This window comes from Scytonema sp. HK-05 (assembly GCF_963872035.1).
Classification (GTDB): domain Bacteria; phylum Cyanobacteriota; class Cyanobacteriia; order Cyanobacteriales; family Nostocaceae; genus Kalymmatonema.
Genome location: NZ_CAWMYC010000092.1, coordinates 139,303 through 157,040 on the forward strand (window position 1 = coordinate 139,303; position 17,738 = coordinate 157,040).

19 protein-coding genes are annotated in these 17,738 nt (G+C 47.4%); 13 read left to right on the forward strand and 6 right to left on the reverse strand.

Annotated elements, in window-relative coordinates; all coding sequences use genetic code 11:
* The first annotated feature begins 14 nt into the window (after positions 1 to 14).
* The 4 genes from AACT52_RS12795 to AACT52_RS12810 all read left to right on the forward strand — a co-directional run bounded on the left by AACT52_RS12795 (position 15) and on the right by AACT52_RS12810 (position 3,402).
* A complete protein-coding gene (locus tag AACT52_RS12795) occupies positions 15 to 1,691 on the forward strand; it encodes a SpoIIE family protein phosphatase (protein WP_073626612.1) in 1,677 nt (558 codons plus the stop codon).
* Positions 1,692 to 1,694: 3 nt separating this feature from the next.
* Entirely contained in the window at positions 1,695 to 2,138 is a 444-nt protein-coding gene (locus AACT52_RS12800) for an ATP-binding protein (RefSeq protein ID WP_073626614.1), read from the forward strand.
* Between the two features lie 34 nt (positions 2,139 to 2,172).
* Positions 2,173 to 2,307: a hypothetical protein gene (locus AACT52_RS12805; protein ID WP_272937048.1), complete on the forward strand. Its 135-nt coding sequence runs from the start codon at positions 2,173 to 2,175 to the stop codon at positions 2,305 to 2,307.
* Positions 2,308 to 2,961: 654 nt separating this feature from the next.
* Positions 2,962 to 3,402: a hypothetical protein gene (locus AACT52_RS12810; RefSeq protein WP_073626616.1), complete on the forward strand. Its 441-nt coding sequence runs from the start codon at positions 2,962 to 2,964 to the stop codon at positions 3,400 to 3,402.
* Positions 3,403 to 3,482: 80 nt separating this feature from the next.
* On the opposite strand, the gene AACT52_RS12815 is transcribed toward AACT52_RS12810, so the two are convergent.
* A complete protein-coding gene (locus AACT52_RS12815) occupies positions 3,483 to 3,905 on the reverse strand; it encodes a nuclear transport factor 2 family protein (protein ID WP_073626618.1) in 423 nt (140 codons plus the stop codon).
* Positions 3,906 to 4,465: 560 nt separating this feature from the next.
* Complete coding sequence (locus AACT52_RS12820; RefSeq protein WP_073626620.1) at positions 4,466 to 4,984, reverse strand: orange carotenoid protein N-terminal domain-containing protein; 519 nt, start codon at positions 4,982 to 4,984, stop codon at positions 4,466 to 4,468.
* Between the two features lie 208 nt (positions 4,985 to 5,192).
* On the opposite strand from AACT52_RS12820, the gene queG reads away from it, so the two are divergent.
* Together queG and AACT52_RS12830 are read left to right on the forward strand one after the other, a co-directional pair.
* Positions 5,193 to 6,149, forward strand: a complete 957-nt coding sequence (queG, locus tag AACT52_RS12825) for a tRNA epoxyqueuosine(34) reductase QueG (protein ID WP_073626621.1) — start codon at positions 5,193 to 5,195, stop codon at positions 6,147 to 6,149.
* Entirely contained in the window at positions 6,146 to 6,793 is a 648-nt protein-coding gene (locus AACT52_RS12830; protein ID WP_073626623.1) for an HAD-IA family hydrolase, read from the forward strand. The genes queG and AACT52_RS12830 overlap by 4 nt, the downstream gene beginning before the upstream one ends.
* A 174-nt stretch (positions 6,794 to 6,967) precedes the next feature.
* Here AACT52_RS12830 and AACT52_RS12835 read toward each other — a convergent pair whose 3' ends face one another.
* The 4 genes from AACT52_RS12835 to AACT52_RS12850 all read right to left on the reverse strand — a co-directional run bounded on the left by AACT52_RS12835 (position 6,968) and on the right by AACT52_RS12850 (position 9,705).
* Complete coding sequence (locus tag AACT52_RS12835) at positions 6,968 to 8,446, reverse strand: sensor histidine kinase (protein WP_073626625.1); 1,479 nt, start codon at positions 8,444 to 8,446, stop codon at positions 6,968 to 6,970.
* A complete protein-coding gene (locus AACT52_RS12840) occupies positions 8,443 to 9,126 on the reverse strand; it encodes a response regulator transcription factor (protein WP_073626627.1) in 684 nt (227 codons plus the stop codon). The genes AACT52_RS12835 and AACT52_RS12840 overlap by 4 nt, the downstream gene beginning before the upstream one ends.
* Before the next feature lie 94 nt (positions 9,127 to 9,220).
* Positions 9,221 to 9,490 (reverse strand): type II toxin-antitoxin system RelE family toxin, encoded by a 270-nt coding sequence (locus tag AACT52_RS12845; protein ID WP_073626629.1) that lies wholly within the window; start codon positions 9,488 to 9,490, stop codon positions 9,221 to 9,223.
* Positions 9,487 to 9,705 (reverse strand): hypothetical protein, encoded by a 219-nt coding sequence (locus tag AACT52_RS12850; protein WP_073626797.1) that lies wholly within the window; start codon positions 9,703 to 9,705, stop codon positions 9,487 to 9,489. Before AACT52_RS12850 ends, AACT52_RS12845 begins: the two co-directional genes overlap by 4 nt.
* Before the next feature lie 306 nt (positions 9,706 to 10,011).
* Here AACT52_RS12850 and AACT52_RS12855 point away from each other — a divergent pair, with 306 nt between their 5' ends.
* The 7 genes from AACT52_RS12855 to ilvD all read left to right on the forward strand — a co-directional run bounded on the left by AACT52_RS12855 (position 10,012) and on the right by ilvD (position 17,642).
* Positions 10,012 to 11,565 (forward strand): efflux RND transporter periplasmic adaptor subunit, encoded by a 1,554-nt coding sequence (locus AACT52_RS12855; RefSeq protein ID WP_073626631.1) that lies wholly within the window; start codon positions 10,012 to 10,014, stop codon positions 11,563 to 11,565.
* A 115-nt stretch (positions 11,566 to 11,680) separates the two neighbouring features.
* Positions 11,681 to 11,824: a hypothetical protein gene (locus tag AACT52_RS41355; protein ID WP_158054478.1), complete on the forward strand. Its 144-nt coding sequence runs from the start codon at positions 11,681 to 11,683 to the stop codon at positions 11,822 to 11,824.
* 314 nt (positions 11,825 to 12,138) lie between these two features.
* Positions 12,139 to 13,353, forward strand: a complete 1,215-nt coding sequence (locus AACT52_RS12860; RefSeq protein ID WP_198940804.1) for an ABC transporter permease — start codon at positions 12,139 to 12,141, stop codon at positions 13,351 to 13,353.
* Between the two features lie 29 nt (positions 13,354 to 13,382).
* Positions 13,383 to 14,090 carry an ABC transporter ATP-binding protein gene (locus AACT52_RS12865; RefSeq protein ID WP_272937049.1) on the forward strand — a complete coding sequence of 236 codons (708 nt, stop codon included), beginning with the start codon at positions 13,383 to 13,385 and terminating at the stop codon, positions 14,088 to 14,090.
* Between the two features lie 95 nt (positions 14,091 to 14,185).
* The gene (locus tag AACT52_RS12870; RefSeq protein WP_073626636.1) at positions 14,186 to 14,806 is read left to right on the forward strand and encodes a hypothetical protein; all 621 of its coding nucleotides are present in this window, start codon (positions 14,186 to 14,188) and stop codon (positions 14,804 to 14,806) included.
* Between the two features lie 16 nt (positions 14,807 to 14,822).
* Positions 14,823 to 15,599, forward strand: coding sequence for an intradiol ring-cleavage dioxygenase (locus AACT52_RS12875; RefSeq protein ID WP_073626638.1), 777 nt, complete (start codon positions 14,823 to 14,825; stop codon positions 15,597 to 15,599).
* Positions 15,600 to 15,797: 198 nt separating this feature from the next.
* Entirely contained in the window at positions 15,798 to 17,642 is a 1,845-nt protein-coding gene (gene ilvD / locus AACT52_RS12880) for a dihydroxy-acid dehydratase (RefSeq protein ID WP_073626640.1), read from the forward strand.
* The last annotated feature ends 96 nt before the right edge of the window (positions 17,643 to 17,738 follow it).

Genomic DNA, 17,738 nt, shown 5'->3' on the forward strand with positions numbered 1-17,738 from the left:
AAGTCAACTCAAGTATGACTGAGATAGAGGTAGCCAGACTGAAGCTCATGGTGGTAGATGATGAGCCTGATAATCTTGATTTACTCTACCGCACTTTTAGGCGAGATTTTCAGGTATATAGAGCAACTGATGCTCTGACTGGGTTGGATATCTTGGACAAAGAAGGCGAGATGGCTGTCATTATCTCTGACCAAAGAATGCCACAGATGAATGGCACAGAATTTCTCGGTCGAACGGTGGAGCGCTTTCCTGATACAATGCGCATTTTGCTGACTGGTTTTACCGATGTCGAAGATTTGGTAGAGGCGATAAACTCTGGTCAGGTGTTCAAGTACATCACTAAACCTTGGAAACCCGAACGACTCAAGGCAGTTGTTGAGCAAGCAGCAGACATCTATCGAGTTGTCAAAAAACGCACACGAGAATTGAGTCGCGCCTTACGGCGAGAATCTTTATTTAATGCAGTCACAACAGCGATTCGTGAGTCTTTAGACTACAACAGTATGCTACAAAAAATTGTAGCAACAATAGGACAGGCTTTTGAAGCCAGTTGTTGCTTGCTCAGACCAGTGGAGAGCGATCGCCTCACACTAGACGAGTTCTGCTACCAAGATCCGAAATCTTTAGCATCAAGTTGTTATTTCGACCCAAATCCTTTGATTGAGAAGGTTTTGGAAAGCCGTCAATATCAACTTGCTCAGTATACAAATGATGAGAAAGCTTGTCAGCAACTGGTAGTACCACTTATATACCAGCAAAACCTGCTTGCTGTTCTTGCCCTCAACCATGATCACCACGCTCGCTCTTGGCAAGAAGAAGATATTCAGCTCATTGCAGGTGTTGCTGAACAAGCAGCCTTAGCCCTCTCCCAGGCAAAACTCTATCAACGCCTTCAAGAGAAACAACAGCAAATCCGCGCCGAGTTGGAAGTTGCTCGCCAAATTCAAAACAACCTGCTGCGCCAAACCATGCCCGACATCAAGGGTGTGAGAGTACAAGCTTGTTGCCAGCCAGCTCGTGAAGTCGGAGGGGATTTTTTTGAAGTGTTTGCCCATCCCAAAGGAGACTTGTGGTTGGCGGTGGGAGACGTTTCTGGTAAGGGTGTCCCAGCAGCTTTGTTCATGGCTAGTGCTATTTCGCTATTGCGCCGAGAGTTGTCTCAAGAATCACCACCTCTGCCGAATGTGGTCATGCAAAATGTCAACCATGCTCTCAGTGATGATTTGATCAGCAACAATTACTTTATCACCGTCGTCTTAGCTCGTTATACTCCCACCACTAGGGAACTTATTTATGCTAATGCAGGACATATATATCCCCTCCTGTGGTCACGCCAAGAGACAACTGTGGAAAACCCTCCCCAGTATCTTAAGGTACGCAGCGTTCCCTTAGGTATCTTCCCTATATGGCAGGCAAAGTCTAGTCAGTTGGTTCTTGAACCCCGAGATATCCTGCTGCTAGCGAGTGATGGTATTACTGAAGCTAAAGTATTAAGGGGTACAGACTTATACCTCAATTCCGTGGATAGCGATCAACGAGTCAGCGATTCTATGCTGAATCAAGAAGGCCTTTGGCAACTGCTTAAGAGTGAAGCCCAACCACTTCATCTTAACCATTTACTAGCGCGTATCCAGGCAAACAACTTAGTTCAAGAAGATGACCAAACTATACTTTCGCTGGAGGTTTTCTAAGTGATGAAAAGTGAGCTTCATGTACCAAGTGACTTGAAGTTTTTAACCATAGTAGAAAACTGGTTGCTAGGATGCTTGGAAGTCCAGTTTAAAGGTTCAGTTGATTGGTCAATGCAATCAAGTCGCTTGCGGCTGGTTTTGGTAGAAGCCTACTCTAACGTGGTGCGTCATGCTCATAAGGATCAGCCTTATCTGCCAGTTTTAATTCGTTTGGAACTAAAAGATACCGATATTGTTTTGGAAGTTTGGGATCACGGTAAAGGCTTCGATTTATCCAGCTATTTGCCTCCAAATCCTACAGACAGACAAGAAGGGGGCTATGGTTGGCTAATTATGCATCGTCTTATGGACAAGGTGGAGTACCAGTTAGAAGTTGATGGTGCTAACTGTCTGAAGTTAGAAGTGACTTTGCCAAAAGTAACTCAACGCGCACCCCAACCTGTATAATTTATTGTTGATTTAATTTTTATAGTTGTCGCTGATGTCTCAGCGCCAATTGACACTGGTGGATGTGCCGCGTTTTCCGGATCAGGGGGCAATCAATTTATTGTCACCGGACGCGGCGGTTTGCCTCCTAGCCCTTATCAACCCCTCAGCACTGATGTGGTATAGTTAGATACTCGCCTTTCAGAAATTACAACACAGCAGCAACGCTCAGAATTACCCGCAGCTAAACCACCATCTAAACCTGACGCTGTGGCAATTGTACCTGCAACTGGCTGGGTGTTCAACGGCAAAGGGCAAGTCAGCCCCTGAGTCCTTACGGACACGCTCCGCGAACGGGGAAGTCACGCATTCACGCATTCACGCATTCAAAAGTAAGAACCCCATAAATAAATTTAGGGGCTTGAGTCAGCGGACGCCGTAGACGCTTGCGCCTACTCGATGAAATACATTTTTTCTTTTTCCATAAATAAATTTAGGGGCTTGTACCTTTTTCTTTCTGGTCACGCTCATCTCCCATACCTCAGGTGCCAATGGTTTGGGGTCAACTCCTGCTAAATGCCCTAAATACAGCAATATCACAAAAGGTTTTAAGAAATCTTAAGAAAATTAATAACTTTTGCTAAGTTTATTTGATCTATAGCTTCTAATCATCAATTATTAGAATTGAAGCTTGTCTTTTTCTCATTTTGCAGGGCTAGATTATGTAGCTTTGCGAGGAATGACTTTGTCATAGGAGGGCGTAGGATAAGATGGCGATCGCCTTAATCCAACCTCGAGTGCCGAATTTTAACAACGATTTTATAACAAAATCATGATTTCGCCTATGGAACCCTCGATTTGTTTGTCACCACGCTATCGCCTCGATGATGAATTACCTTGGCTTGAGGGAATTGACCCCAGTCGTCATTACTGGATTGCGGTAAATGGAGACAAAAATCTCACGGTAGCAATTCCTGGGTTAACGGTGTCCTCCATAACTGAGTTGAAGCAGAGTATCCGCGAGTTTCGCGCGCTACAACCTGGAGAACAAATGACTTTGGCTAGAGTTGCCAGTACTTGCACAATTCACTGTGTCAGCTCAAACTGTTATGCTGTTGAAGCCCAAATCAATGACGCTTGGGTCTGGCATCTCTTTGACCAAGAAACTTTAGATAGTTTGTTGATGACTGCGCACCCAGATTGGCAATGTGCCCCTAAAGATATCGAACTAGGACGAAAGTTGCTCATGCGTTCTTTTCAGCAAGCAGCAGTTACTAAGAGCTAAACAACACGCCCAGATAATGAGACGCACCTGACGCGCTTCCAAAAGGTCTTCATGTCAGGTGTGTTTCTGTGTCAATCTGTTCACCGCCGCAAATTGAGTAACTCTTGGGGAGAGGCTAAAAGTTTTATTCTTGTATAAAGAATTTCTTTTTGTTGGTTGAGGATAAATGTCCACAAGACATTGACTCCACACCAAGAAGTTTGTGCTTTGCCTGTAACTTGAAATTGGATTTGCTCTGCATCCAACGTCTCACTAACACCCTCACGAGGGTAAGCTTTCACGTCTTGAGCCTCTTGTTGCAGATAGCGAATAATTGCATCTCGCCCCACAAAACCAGATTCAAACGGCGGATGCATAACACCATCCTCTGCAAACAAAGCAGCAGTTTCCTCAAACTTCCCAATGTTCAAACTTAGGAAGTAACGCAGTATAGTTGGTTCTGTAATTCCCTCTATTTGAAGTGTTTGATCTACTGTTGTGGGTATAAATTCAGCAGCTGCCATAGATTTACCTGTATCACGCTAGCTCACAATTTATTTGAATACAAAAGCCACCGGACTCGAAAGCAACTTTCGAGGTATATTGCCCAAATAACCACAAATCATCCTCATGATGGAGTGGCATCTTGTTCCTAGACAGAGTGTAGCGAGGTAGCCAATACGGTTCGGTTAATGATGTTTCCGCACTCATGAGATCCCCCAACTCCCTTAAAAAGGGGGCAGATAGTTCCCTCCTTTTTACAGCGCTTATTCTTATGATTACACTACAAATCGTAGGGTGGGTATTGCCCATAAAAGCTTATGTCATGGGCATTTGAGATACTGGCGGGCAATGCCCAGCTTACAGAAAACAGCTGTAACACAAGTAACCGTTGCTCTCCACGTCCCGGAATGGAAAATGGACGATCTAGAAATGACGTTTCCCGCGTATACTGCCGTCCGTAACGTAAAGCTTGTGCAACTTTATATATGTGATTTGATTTATACAGAAAAAAAGTCCCCAGACAAAACAGCCAAGGAACCAGGAATGGAATATGGAAGGTTGGGAGGATCTAGCAGGGAGATTAGTCAGCTAAGGGATCAACACCCATGTCAGCTACTACTTTGCGGAAAACTGTAATTTGTTGACCAAAATCGAGTTGCTTAAGTTCTTCTAATACTTTGACACCATCACGGGAAAGTTGATAGCCAGGAGGCATAGGAACAACAAAGCCTTGAACCATGAGTTCTGATAATTCGTACCAGAACGCCAATTTGGTGTTATTACTGAGAATACCGTAGGAGCGGGAAATTTGAGTATTTCTCTTAGCAACCAGGTCACGCATCACCTGCAACTGCTGATCATGAGACATTTGCTTAATTTGATTTAACAGACCTTCGGCTAACTGTAAACGCGCCGAACCTGTGGCTGCCGGTGTGATGGAACGACCCATCTCTGTGTAAGCATACCAAAGTACTGCCAACTGGTCGTCCACGCTTAGGCTTTGGAACACAGCCACGGAAAGTACAACATCACCAGGCTGAGTGCTGTAGTTGAAAGGATTGGGGTAACGGCTTTGGGCTGAATCAGTTGTAAAAGTCATGATTGCACCACAGTCGATTGGTTATTACGCTGCGAATTCAGTAGGAGGCTTGTATTTTTTTGTTGCCTCTCGATTTACATATTGCATTATGTCTTTACAAAATGCAAATAAAATTTATAAATAGATGAAATAGCAAAAAGAAATAGGCCTATTGACTGAATAGTGTAGAATAGAGGAGCCAGACAGTGGGCAAATTAAAATAAGAGAAATGAATCGATCCCCGGGAACAAACAGCACTGAGGTGAAAAAGAAAGCTCTAGAGTTGGGATTCCACAAGGTTGGAATTGCTGCGGTAGACGGGGAAGATGTAACACACAGGCAAAGATTGCAAGCTTGGCTAGCGCTTGGTTATGGTGCCGACATGGAATGGATGGCAAATCCCAAGCGCCAAGATATTCGTCAGGTTATGCCAGAGGTGCAAACTATAATTAGTGTCGCCCTTAATTACTACACACCTCAAAAGCGTCCCGAAGGAACAGAATACGCTAAAATTTCCCGTTATGCTTGGGGACGGGATTATCACAAAGTCATGCACAAAAAACTCAAGGCACTGACAACTTGGCTGCAAGGACTTGATGAAGGCATTCAAGGACGATATTATGCAGACACAGGTCCAGTGCAAGATAAAGTATGGGCGCAAAAAGCTGGCATCGGTTGGATTGCCAAGAATGGTAATGTGATAACGCGGGAATATGGCTCTTGGGTATTTTTAGGAGAAGTGCTAACGAATTTGGAGTTGGAGAGCGATCGCCCGCATACAGAACACTGCGGTAGTTGTACTCGTTGTATGGAGGCGTGTCCCACAGGTGCGATTACCCAGCCTTTTGTGGTGGATGCCAATCGCTGCATTGCCTATCATACAATTGAAAATCGAAATGAAGAATTGCCCCAGACAGTGGCACCCCATTTACACGGTTGGGTTGCTGGTTGTGATATATGCCAAGAAGTTTGTCCTTGGAATCAGCGCTTCGCCAAAGAAACAGATGTCGCAGAGTTTGAGCCGTACTCTGGGAATGTTGCACCCAAGCTGGTAGAATTGGCGCAAATCTCAGATCAAGAGTGGGATAGACAATTTCCGGCATCGGCGTTGCGACGGATTAAACCAGAGATGTTACGACGGAATGCCCGTGCTAATCTAAACGCATTCCACCAGGGAAAAGAATGACCCAGAAAGTAATCATTTTTGATTTTGATGGCACAATTGCTGATACAGTCGATGCGTTGGTAGGTATAGCCAATGGCTTAGCCCAAAAGTTTGGCTATATACCAATCACTCAAGAGGAACTTGCCCTCCTGAGAAACTTGAATTCTAGGGAAATCATCAAGTACTCAGGAATTTCAATTTTGAAAATACCTTTTCTGGTTAAAAAAGTAAAATCTGAGTTAAAAAGCAAAATCAAAGAATTAAAGCCAATTTCAGGAATTAAAGAAGCCTTAGTAGTGCTTAATAATAAAGGTTACAGACTAGGAATTATAACTTCTAATTCTCAAGACAATGTTACAGATTTTCTCAAAGTGAATGATTTAGAGAACTTATTTGATTTTGTCTACTCAGGCGTTACAATATTTGGCAAAACAACAATCATTAATAACGTATTAAAACAAAAACAAATCAAACCTCAAGAAGTTATTTATGTTGGAGATGAAACCAGAGATATAGAAGCATCGAAGAAAGCAAATATTAAGGTAATTGCAGTGACTTGGGGTTTCAATTCACAGGAAGTACTAGCAAAACAAAATCCAGATTTTTTGATTCACGAACCCTACGAATTGTTGGAAGTGATAAAAGGGTTAGGGCAAGATAATTGAAGGGGGCTGGGGATTAGGGATTGGGGATTAGGGATTGGGGATTGGGGATTGGGGGTACAACACGAAAAATTATGTCCGGGGCAACAAAGCCTTCGGGCTCTTAAAAGGGTAAAGGGTAAAGGGTAAAGGAAAGTTTATTCCCCTTTCCCCATTCCCCCTTGCCCTTTGCCCCTGTTAATTTCCCCCTTCCCCCTTCTTGGTTATCGGTAAGGTGAGGGTGAACGCTGTTTGACCGTTCGATGTTGAGTCAAGGGTAAGATCCCCACGATGTGCTCGGGCAATTTCACGGGCTAGGCTCAGTCCCAGTCCAATTCCTTCTACCTTGCGGGTTCGCGCACGATCACCGCGATGGAAGCGGTCAAAAATGCGCTCTTGGTGGCTGACTGGAATATCAATTGAAGCATTGGCAATCGTGACGTGGAGAGTTGTTTGAATTCGATGAGCGTGAATTTGTATCCAGCCGTTGGCGAGATTGTATTTGATGGCATTACTCAACAGGTTTTGCAGAACTTGAATGAGGAGATCGCGATCGCCCTGTACCCGTAAGCGATCAGTAATGTCGATTTGTACACTCAGGTGAGGAGCCAGCAGTTCTACATCCTCTACCATCTCGATGAGCAACTCAGACATATCCACCTCAACCAGATACAAGCTCATTTGTCCTGCATCTGCCAAAGACAGCAGCAAGAGTTTGCGCATAATTCCACTCAAGCGGCGTACCTCATCCAACAGGTTGCTTAAGCGCTGTTGCATTTCACTTCCGTTCTTCACCTGTTGCAGCGTTCGTTCCAATTCGCCTTGCAGAATGGTGAGTGGGGTTTTCAGTTCGTGAGCGGCATCAGCACTGAAGCGCGAAGCTTGTGTAAAACTGCGTTCCAGGCGTTCCAGCATTTGGTTAAACACCTGAATCAGTTCGACAAATTCAACATCCGTTGTCCCAATCGGAATCCGCTGATCTAGCCCTTTGACAGTCACCTGTTGAATGACACCCGTTAATTGACCTATGGGACGCAAGGCACTACCAGAAACCAACCATGCCCCAGAGGCAACTAGCAGCAGCGCTCCGGGAATGGAAACAAGGAAGATATTATGAATGGTAGCCATCTGTTGATTAACAGCTTGCAGGCTAACGGCAATTGCAACCTGAACATTGGGAAATTTAGCTGCCCCAATCCGCCAGCTTTCCGTTGCCGTCTGCTGGGTGACGAATCGAGGTTGGGGCGGGCGAATAAAAGGCGGTGGAAGGGCGGATGGATTCGTACTTTCAGGTTTTGGCGGTGGTTCACGCTTAGGAGGCGGTGGCACAGGTGTCAACTCAAGACGCTGAACTAGCAGACGATTCACGTCCTTGTCGGCAGACACTTCATTATATTGATAAAGTGTGTTGCCGTTTGCGTCAAGCACCAGCAGTGCGATAGGGATTTTTGTATTTGTTCCAAAGGCATAGGGTAATGAGTCTCCGTAAAACTGCCATCGCTCTCGTTTGGGTGAACGAGTTGCCCGGATCAACTGATTTAACAGTTGTGCATCGAGGCGGCTGATCTGAGCATTGTAAATCTGGAACCAGGAGACTGCGCCAAACCCTACTAATGCGCTTCCAGCCAAAGCCGTAGACAACAGGGCAATCCGGAGTCGAAACGAACGCAGTTTCATGATTGAGGCTCTGGCTTGCGAAACCGATATCCAACCCCTCGAATGCTTTCAATCCAGCCTGCTTCATCAATGGGGTCAATTTTTTTACGAATTCGCTGGATACAAACATCTACAACATTAGTGTTGGGATTAAAGTCGTAGCCCCAAACATGTTCTAGGATTTGGGTACGGGTAAAAACCCGTCCCGGAGAGCGCATGAGATACTCCAGAAGATTAAACTCGCGGCTGGTGAGTTCTATCGCCTGTTGATTGCAGGTGACTTCTCGTGTGATGCGATCGAGCTTGATTGGTCCAACCGCAAGCAGATTTTGGCGATCGCCCGCACTCCGGCGAACAACGGCATGAATTCGAGCCGCTAACTCTTCCACAAAAAACGGTTTTGCGATATAATCATCTGCTCCCAAATTTAACCCGGACAGGCGATCGTCCAGTTCATTGCGAGCCGTCAACAAAATCACAGGAGCATTCCGACCTTTCTGCCGCAGTTGTTTGAGAATTGATAGCCCATCTTTTCCCGGCACCATAATGTCGAGTACGATCGCGTCGTATTCATTATCTAATGCCCGCAGATAGCCTTCATCACCATTGTCGCAGTAGTCTACGACAAATCCCTGCTCCTTCAGTCCAGCCCGGACGAAGTTAGCAATTTTTGCTTCATCTTCGACAAACAGAACGTTCACAACTATTCATTACTCGACCTATTGCTCCATTCTAGATTCATTACCCTTAGCCTCAAATTACAAAACTGTAATTCAGAAAGCACGCAAGCTGTCATTAAACTCTCGAGAGTAACTTGTCATACTCTGCATGTGAACCGAGCCAAAACCAAATGACCGTATCTCCCTCTAACTGTCCAACTGCCCGATAACTTTTGCTGATCCGAGCAGAATAAATTGGTAATTCTGGATGCACTTTTTTAAAGCGCAAGCTTGGATGACCCGGATCTTGTTTGAATTGGCGATACGCTTCACGTGTTTGTTCCTGAACTTGCTCAGGTAGATACGCAAACGCTTTACGGAACTGGGCAGTAGTGCGCGACTTCACAATGTTTCTGGGTCTAACTCCTGGGTTTTACCTGCGCAATACTCAGCCATCGCTTCGACTGCAAGTTTAGCAAGGACATCTTGAGACTTTGCAAATGACGCATCCCATCGCACTTCATCTTCGAGTTCTTCCAAAATCATTGCCGCGATCGCATCCTGCTCACTAGGAGGAAGTGTTTTCAACTTGGCGATTGCTCGTTCAAGTAACTCTGTCATGGCTACCGTACTTCTGTCAAAACAATACTCATCATTATGGCGCATTTATCTCAAAGACATACCTGCTCTACCTCCTGCCGTTTTTTAGGTTCAGAGGTTGGGAGACGGATTTTTTTTTAAAGCGTAACAATTACAAAACAAATTACAAAATTGTAATTTAAACATAGGGCAATTTGTCATCTTGGGCTGGCGTAATTGAAACTATCGGCTCTTTCCACTCTCACCAGAAGTTTGAGCGAAGGTTTGTAGAAGCAAGGGCATTGCAACGACTCAATTGTTGTTTACAACCCAAGTATAAAGAAACGTATGACACTTGATTCTCCCCAACCCACTATATTCAAGCCTTTTCCTAAAGGCTTAAGCAAACACAACCTAACCAAGTGGCTGATTGGGTTACTTATTCTCAGTTCACTGACGGGGGGTGGATACCTCGTTTACCGTCAGACGATAATTTCCACAAGCCAGCAAGCCAGAAGCAAAATGCTGACAGTCCCAGTCGAGCGAGAGACGTTACCTATCAGCATCTCAGCCAACGGCACAATTAAAGCCAAACAATCAACCAACGTCAGCCCCAAAAACTCTGGGCGGCTAAAAAGCTTGCTGGTGAAGGAAGGTGACTATGTTAAAGCGGGGCAAGTCCTGGCATATATGGATGACTCAAACTTCCAAGGGCAACTGATTCAAGCACAGGGATCTCTGGCTTCTGCTCAGGCGAATTTGCAAAAGGCAATAGCAGGAAATCGCCCTCAAGATATTGCTGCTTCACAGGCACAATTAGAAGAAGCCCAAGCGAATCTGCAAAAAGCACAAGCAGGTAACCGCCCTGAAGATATCGGTCAGGCTGAGGCACGTTTAAAAAGCGCTCAAGCAAGTTTAACAAAAGCGCAAGATGATTTGAACCGCAATCAGCAACTATACAATGCTGGTGCCATTTCCCTTCAAACTGTAAACCAAAAACGTGCCGACAAGGACAGTGCCCAAGCTCAGGTAAATGAAGCGCAGCAAGCACTGGCATTGCAAAAAGCAGGGTCACGCAAAGAAGATATCGAGCAAGCAAAGGCGGTAGTGAAGCAAAGACAGGAAGCTTTAGCACTGCTGAAAGCGGGAACACGCCAGGAAGATATTGATTCTGCACGCGCTCAGGTGATTCAGCAACAGGGCAACCTGAAAACGATTCAAACGCAGATTGAAGACACAGTCATTCGTGCTCCTTTCAGTGGTATTGTAACTGCTAAGTATGCCGATCCGGGCGGTTTCGTCACACCCACCACATCCGGAAGTGCAGTATCTAGTGCAACCTCTTCTTCGATTCTATCGCTCGCATCAACTTATCAGGTTGTGGCCAATGTTGCCGAAACCGATATTGGTAGAATTAAGGTAGGGCAGTCGGTCACTATCACAGCGGATGCTTACCCTGACAAAACCTTTCAGGGGAAGGTTGCGGCTGTTGCGGCTCAGGCAACTGTGACATCCAACGTCACCAGCTTTGAAGTCAGAGTGGATCTCATCGACCCTGAAACTCTCCTGCGTCCGGGCATGAATGTCGATGCAAAGTTCGATGCAGGCAAATTGGATAACGTGCTTGTTGTCCCAACGGTGGCGATCGCACGCCAGAACAACGGTACTGGGGTGCAGGTACTTATGGAAAATGGCCGCACTCGCTTTGTTCCAGTTCAAACCGGAGTGACCGTGAAGAACAAAACCGAAGTACGCTCCGGTTTGCAAGGAGATGAAAAAGTTTTGGTGAGTGCGCCACCAGGATCTTCTAACAAAGATAGTAACTCTAGTAACAGGCGTGGTCGTTCCGGCAGCATGGGTGGTTTTCCCGCCGGTGGTGGTCGTCCCCCCAGTGGTTTTTAGACTTGTTGAGCCACACCACCAAATAAAATTTGGTGGATTCAGGCTAGAAGCTGGAGTTAACTTTTCATCCGTCTTTGTTTGCACAAAGCGACTATCTGGTTAACTTTTTCTAGCTATGGGTAGAACCACTCTGAGGGTGAATCAGTCAACCTGCTTTCAGACTCGCTTACTTGCTCGTGGTTTGGGGCTATCGTTCATGCATCTACCACCAGAGCGGCTCCGACCTTGGAGTATTACCTCCATGCACAAACAACCCTGATTACTTGTCCTTCTAAAAACTCCCAGCACCGAGAGCCGTAGATTGAGGACAAATCCTTTAACTGTTTGCAGTGTCCAGACCCAGTTTCTGCTGTCTTTGTAAGTATCGTATCACAATGTTGTAGGCAACTAAAGTTGCGTGAGTCGTTTTTCCGCCCCGATCTTGATTGCGGCGCTACCAAACTTCCCCCCATATTATCTAGGTGTGACAAATAAGGTTTAGCAATGACAAAATCACGCAAGCACAAACCACTGGTTAAACAGGCTTCTACTCTCATCCAGAGTTCTTCGGTATCAGTCTTTGAAATTTTGTCGATGGCGATTGAGGCACTGTGGAGTAATAAACTCCGCACCGTGCTAACGATGCTGGGCATCATCATTGGTATTACGGCAGTGATCGCTGTCACCGCCATTGGTCAAGGCACCCAAAAAGCAACCGAGCAACGACTACAATCACTCGGAACCGACATTTTGCAAGTACAATCGGGTGCAGCCAGAAGTGGCGGGGTGCGGCAGGGGAGTGGGAGCGCCACGACTTTGACTTTGGAAGATTCTGAGGCGATCGCTCAGCAGGTTTTAGGGGTTGAACAGGTGTCTGCTTTCCTGCAACAGAATGCCCAAGTCGTCTATGCCCAAAACAACGACTCGATGACCATTATTGGAACTGATGTCAATTACCCAGATGTACGCAACACGCATCCTCAAACAGGTAGATTTTTCACTCAAGAGGAAGTCGATGCGGCAAAACCTGTGGCGGTTCTCGGTCCGACTGCACGAGATGACCTGTTGGGGACACGAAGCAATGCAGAAGGCGCACAAATCCGCATCTCTGGACAAACCTATGACGTGATTGGCGTCATGGAAGCGAAAGGAGCGCAAGGTCCACAAAGCCCGGATGAACAAATTTATATCCCGCTCACCAATATGTCTGCCCGGTTAGTGGGAAACAACTCTGTCAAGGGACTTGCCGTCAGAGGAGTTTATGTCAAAGTCAAAAGCCAGGATCAGCTAGATGCAGCACAGTATCAAATTACGAATCTCTTGCGGGTACGACATGGGATTTTTCCCGAAAAAGGAGATACAGATGATTTTAGGATCGTGAATTCAGCTGATATCATCAACACGCTCACCAGTACAGCGTCACTTTTTACCGTGATGGTGGTGGCGATCGCCGCAATTTCTTTAATCGTTGGCGGCATTGGCATTGCAAATATCATGCTCGTGTCAGTCGTCGAGCGAACGCGGGAAATCGGGATTCGCAAAGCGATCGGAGCGACTAGCTCTGCCATCTTGAGCCAGTTTTTAGCCGAAGCAGTGGTGATTGCAGCAATCGGAGGGGTGATTGGTATTGGGCTAGGAATAGCGATCGCCTTCGCAGCCTCAAACCTGTTCAAATTTCCCTTCGTGATTTCGCACGAGTCAATCCTGCTCGGCTTTGGTTTGACGTTTGTGATTGGGCTGCTGGCTGGTGTCATTCCGGCTCGCAATGCTGCCAGTCTTGACCCGATCACGGCGCTGAGGAGTGATTAAAACATTGTTGAAGCAGAGGATTACCTAATATGGCAACCATGATTTGGATGGAAGGAATTCAGAAAACATACCGTCTCGGTGAAGTCGAGGTTCCGGTACTCAAAGGGATTGATTTGTCTATCGAGGAAGGAGAATATGTCGCAATTATGGGGATGTCTGGTTCAGGGAAGTCTACGCTGATGAATATCATCGGTTGCCTTGATCGCCCAACATCGGGACATTATGTTCTAGAAGGCAGAAACCTAACTACGCTAAACAATGATGAGTTGGCATATATCCGTAATCGGCGCATCGGTTTTGTGTTTCAACAGTTTAATTTGCTAGCTCGCTCCACGGCTTTAGAAAACGTAATGCTGCCAATGGTCTATGCAGGTGTTCCCAAATCACAACGTCGGCGGCGGGCAGAGCTAGCCTTAACCCGCGTTGGCTTGGCAGAGCGAATGTTCAACCGTCCCAATCAGCTTTCTGGTGGACAACAGCAGCGAGTGGCTATAGCCCGTGCCCTCGTTAACCGCCCTGCGCTTGTTCTAGCAGATGAACCTACTGGAGCGCTAGACACTCAAACCTCTCAGGAGGTGATGGATTTGTTGAGTGAGCTAAACAGTCAAGGCATCACGATTGTCATCGTGACGCACGAACCGGATGTAGCTGAACAAACTCACCGCATCATTCACGTTAAAGATGGTTTAGTGACCGATGCAGCAACCCACAAAGAACAGTCTTATATGAACAGATAACAAAAATTACAAAACTGTAATTCAGAACCCTGACGAACTGTAATTTTGAGTCAGTTTAATCAGAAATGTAAACAATCTATCTTTTAATAGTTGATATGAATATTCGTCAAGTATTAGCCGTGGCAACGATTCCTGTTCTGGTTAGCACATTTGGTTTTATTTCACTCAATCAAGCAAATGCCGGAACTAGTTCCCAGCAAATCGCACAGGCACCACAACCACCTAACCAACCACCAGACGGACAGCGGCGTCCTCCCCGACCTGATTTTGCAGCGGCGGCGACGAAGTTGGGCGTAACAGAACAACAGTTAAAGGATGCCTTAGGAGTGCCTGCCAATCCCCCAAATCCGTCTTTAGGAAATGGGCGTCCTCCTCGACCTGATTTTGCAGCGGCGGCGACGAAGTTGGGCGTAACAGAACAACAGTTAAAGGATGCACTGGGAGTACCTGCCAATCCTGGCGATCGAAATGGGCGTCCTCCTCGAGCTAATTTTGCAGCTGCTGCAACGAAGCTGGGTGTAACAGAACAACAGTTAAAGGATGCACTGGGAGTACCTGCCAATCCTCCAAATCCGTCTTTAGGAAATGGGCGTCCTCCTCGCCCTGATTTGGAGGCGGCGGCGACTAAGCTAGGTGTAACAGAACAACAGTTAAAAGATGCGCTGGGAATTCCGCCTCATCCTCCAGGCGAGAATCGCCCTACTACGGCAAAATAGCTTAACTTAGACTTATATGGAAAAAGATGATTGTCAATTAGGTTGGATTTTGAGTCGAAGAAAGGCACTTGCTCTATTTAGGGCAGGGGTCGCTGCAATGCTTGTTGTATGCCTACCTAGAAAGGCAAGCGCCGCGCAGGCACAGTCGAGTGTATCTGTCAAAGCATCATCTACAGCAAATCATCCAACGTTGCCTATGTGTGTAGTGAGACCGGAGCAGACCGAAGGTCCGTATTTTGTAGACGAGAAGCTTAAACGCTCTGATATCCGATCCGATCCCTCGGACGGTTCAGTGAAAGACGGTGTGCCACTCAAACTGACGCTTCGCGTTTCTGGAATCAGTAGTACTGGCTGCATGCCCAACGCAGGTGCGATCGTGGATATTTGGCATTGTGACGCGCTGGGTGTCTATTCGGACGTGAATGACCCGAGTTTCAGTACTGTCGGCAAAAAGTTCCTGCGCGGGTATCAAGTCACGGACGCGAATGGAACAGTCGAGTTCACAACCATTTATCCCGGTTGGTATCAAGGCAGAACAGTCCATATCCACTTTAAGGTACGCACAACTACCACATCAGGGCAGCGTTATGAGTTCACGTCACAGCTGTACTTTGATGACTCGATCACAGATCGGGTGCATGCACAGGCACCATACGCGAGTAAGGGACAGCGCACGTTTAAGAACCCACAAGACGGAATCTTCCAAGGCGATGGAGACCAATTGTTGCTCAAACTCACTAAAACCAGCATTGGTTACGCAGCAACGTTCGATATTGGGCTTCAGACAGCTTGAGCGCTACCACAATAGCGATCGCGAAGCGGGCGCTCTGCGCCATCGCCCTCTGTCCATACCTACCACGCTTTGTACAAGAATTTACGCATTGACAAGATAGTCAAGAAGTGCATGAAACAGAAAGAAAGAAATTTTCAGGCGATCGCTAATTAAATAAAGTTTAGACTATTAAGAACCCTTAGACGAATAGGATGCGTCATGCCGACCTATCGATCCAAAACCTCCACCCAGGGACGCAATATGGCGGGTGCCCGCGCGCTCTGGCGCGCCACCGGAATGCAGACTGCGGATTTCGAGAAGCCAATCATTGCGGTCGCCAACTCCTTTACCCAATTCGTACCCGGCCACGTTCACCTGAAGGATTTGGGCCAATTGGTGTGCCGTGAGATTGAAGCCGCCGGTGGTGTCGCCAAGGAATTCAATACCATCGCCGTAGACGATGGCATTGCCATGGGCCATGACGGGATGCTCTACAGTCTGCCCTCGCGCGAGATCATCGCCGATTCGGTTGAGTACATGGTCAACGCCCATTGTGCCGACGCCCTGGTCTGCATTTCCAACTGTGACAAGATCACCCCCGGTATGTTGATGGCAGCCCTGCGTCTCAACATTCCCACAGTATTCGTCTCCGGCGGTCCCATGGAAGCCGGCAAGACGAAGCTCTCGGACCACAAACTGGACTTGGTGGACGCCATGGTGGTTGCCGCAAACGACACTATCAGCGACGAGGTTGTCGAAGAGTATGAGCGTTCCGCGTGCCCGACCTGTGGCTCTTGCTCCGGCATGTTCACCGCCAACTCCATGAACTGTCTGACCGAGGCCATCGGTCTCGCCTTACCCGGCAACGGCACTGTGCTGGCGACCCATTTCGACCGTAAGGATCTGTTCCTCAACGCCGCACGAACCATTGTCAGCATTACCCGCCGCTACTACGAGCAAGACGATGAATCGATACTGCCACGCTCCGTCGCCAGTTTCAAAGCGTTTGAAAATGCCATGATGCTGGACATCGCCATGGGCGGCTCCACCAACACCATTCTGCACTTGCTGGCCGCCGCCCATGAAGCCGATGTCGATTTCACCTTGACCGATATCGATCGCCTCTCGCGCAAGGTGCCACAACTCTGCAAGGTGGCACCTAACACACCCCAGTATCATATCGAGGATGTCCACCGGGCTGGCGGCATCCCCAGCATTCTCGCTGAGCTGGATCGTGCCGGATTGCTCCACACGGACTTGCCGACGGTTCACAGTAAGACGCTGAAAGAAGCGCTCGCTCGCTGGGATGTCATGCGTACCGATGACGAAGCCGTCCACACCTTCTTCAAGGCTGGCCCTGCGGGTATTCCAACTCAGCAAGCGTTCAGTCAATCGACCCGGTGGCCCTCACTCGACCTGGATCGGGAAAACGGCTGTATCCGCAGCGTCGAAAACGCCTTCAGCACCGAGGGCGGACTTGCAGTGCTATACGGCAACCTGGCTGAGCGCGGTTGTATTGTTAAGACGGCAGGCGTAGACGAAAGCATTCATGTGTTTGAAGGTCGGGCGCGCATTTATGAAAGTCAGGATGCCGCGGTCAAAGGAATTCTCAACTCGGAAGTGGAACCAGGCGAGGTGGTGATCATTCGCTATGAAGGTCCGCGCGGTGGACCTGGCATGCAGGAAATGCTCTATCCGACCAGTTACCTTAAATCCAAGGGTCTGGGCAAGGTTTGTGCATTATTGACCGACGGCCGCTTCTCAGGCGGTACTTCAGGCCTCTCGATTGGTCATGCCTCTCCGGAGGCGGCGGCGGGCGGCAACATTGCTCTGGTTCAGGACGGCGATCGCATTCGGATCGACATCCCCAATCGCAGCATCAATGTGGATCTATCGGCGGAGGAATTAGCCAACCGTCGTGTTGCAATGGAAGCGAAGGGCAAAGATGCCTGGAAGCCGGAGCTGCCCCGGCAGCGTCGGGTGAGTGCGGCGCTCAAGGCTTATGCACTGCTGGCGACTAGCGCGGATCAAGGCGCGGTACGAAACCTGGAAGTGCTTGAGTAGAGTTCAACAAGTAGTTCTTAAGACTTCAAAAGACACATATTATAAAATTGTTAAAAGCTCGACCTATATTAGATCGAGCTTTTTTAAAATTGATTT

Coding starts and splice junctions, on each gene's coding strand:
- queG (WP_073626621.1), top strand. CDS start 5,193: ATGAATCGATCCCCGGGAACAAACAGCACTGAGGTGAAAAAGAAAGCT.
- AACT52_RS12805 (WP_272937048.1), top strand. CDS start 2,173: ATGTCTCAGCGCCAATTGACACTGGTGGATGTGCCGCGTTTTCCGGAT.
- AACT52_RS12810 (WP_073626616.1), top strand. CDS start 2,962: ATGGAACCCTCGATTTGTTTGTCACCACGCTATCGCCTCGATGATGAA.
- AACT52_RS41355 (WP_158054478.1), top strand. CDS start 11,681: ATGGGTAGAACCACTCTGAGGGTGAATCAGTCAACCTGCTTTCAGACT.
- AACT52_RS12815 (WP_073626618.1), bottom strand. CDS start 3,905: ATGGCAGCTGCTGAATTTATACCCACAACAGTAGATCAAACACTTCAA.
- AACT52_RS12795 (WP_073626612.1), top strand. CDS start 15: ATGACTGAGATAGAGGTAGCCAGACTGAAGCTCATGGTGGTAGATGAT.
- AACT52_RS12870 (WP_073626636.1), top strand. CDS start 14,186: ATGAATATTCGTCAAGTATTAGCCGTGGCAACGATTCCTGTTCTGGTT.
- AACT52_RS12835 (WP_073626625.1), bottom strand. CDS start 8,446: ATGAAACTGCGTTCGTTTCGACTCCGGATTGCCCTGTTGTCTACGGCT.
- ilvD (WP_073626640.1), top strand. CDS start 15,798: ATGCCGACCTATCGATCCAAAACCTCCACCCAGGGACGCAATATGGCG.
- AACT52_RS12865 (WP_272937049.1), top strand. CDS start 13,383: ATGGCAACCATGATTTGGATGGAAGGAATTCAGAAAACATACCGTCTC.
- AACT52_RS12855 (WP_073626631.1), top strand. CDS start 10,012: ATGACACTTGATTCTCCCCAACCCACTATATTCAAGCCTTTTCCTAAA.
- AACT52_RS12830 (WP_073626623.1), top strand. CDS start 6,146: ATGACCCAGAAAGTAATCATTTTTGATTTTGATGGCACAATTGCTGAT.
- AACT52_RS12875 (WP_073626638.1), top strand. CDS start 14,823: ATGGAAAAAGATGATTGTCAATTAGGTTGGATTTTGAGTCGAAGAAAG.
- AACT52_RS12860 (WP_198940804.1), top strand. CDS start 12,139: ATGGCGATTGAGGCACTGTGGAGTAATAAACTCCGCACCGTGCTAACG.
- AACT52_RS12820 (WP_073626620.1), bottom strand. CDS start 4,984: ATGACTTTTACAACTGATTCAGCCCAAAGCCGTTACCCCAATCCTTTC.
- AACT52_RS12850 (WP_073626797.1), bottom strand. CDS start 9,705: ATGACAGAGTTACTTGAACGAGCAATCGCCAAGTTGAAAACACTTCCT.
- AACT52_RS12800 (WP_073626614.1), top strand. CDS start 1,695: ATGAAAAGTGAGCTTCATGTACCAAGTGACTTGAAGTTTTTAACCATA.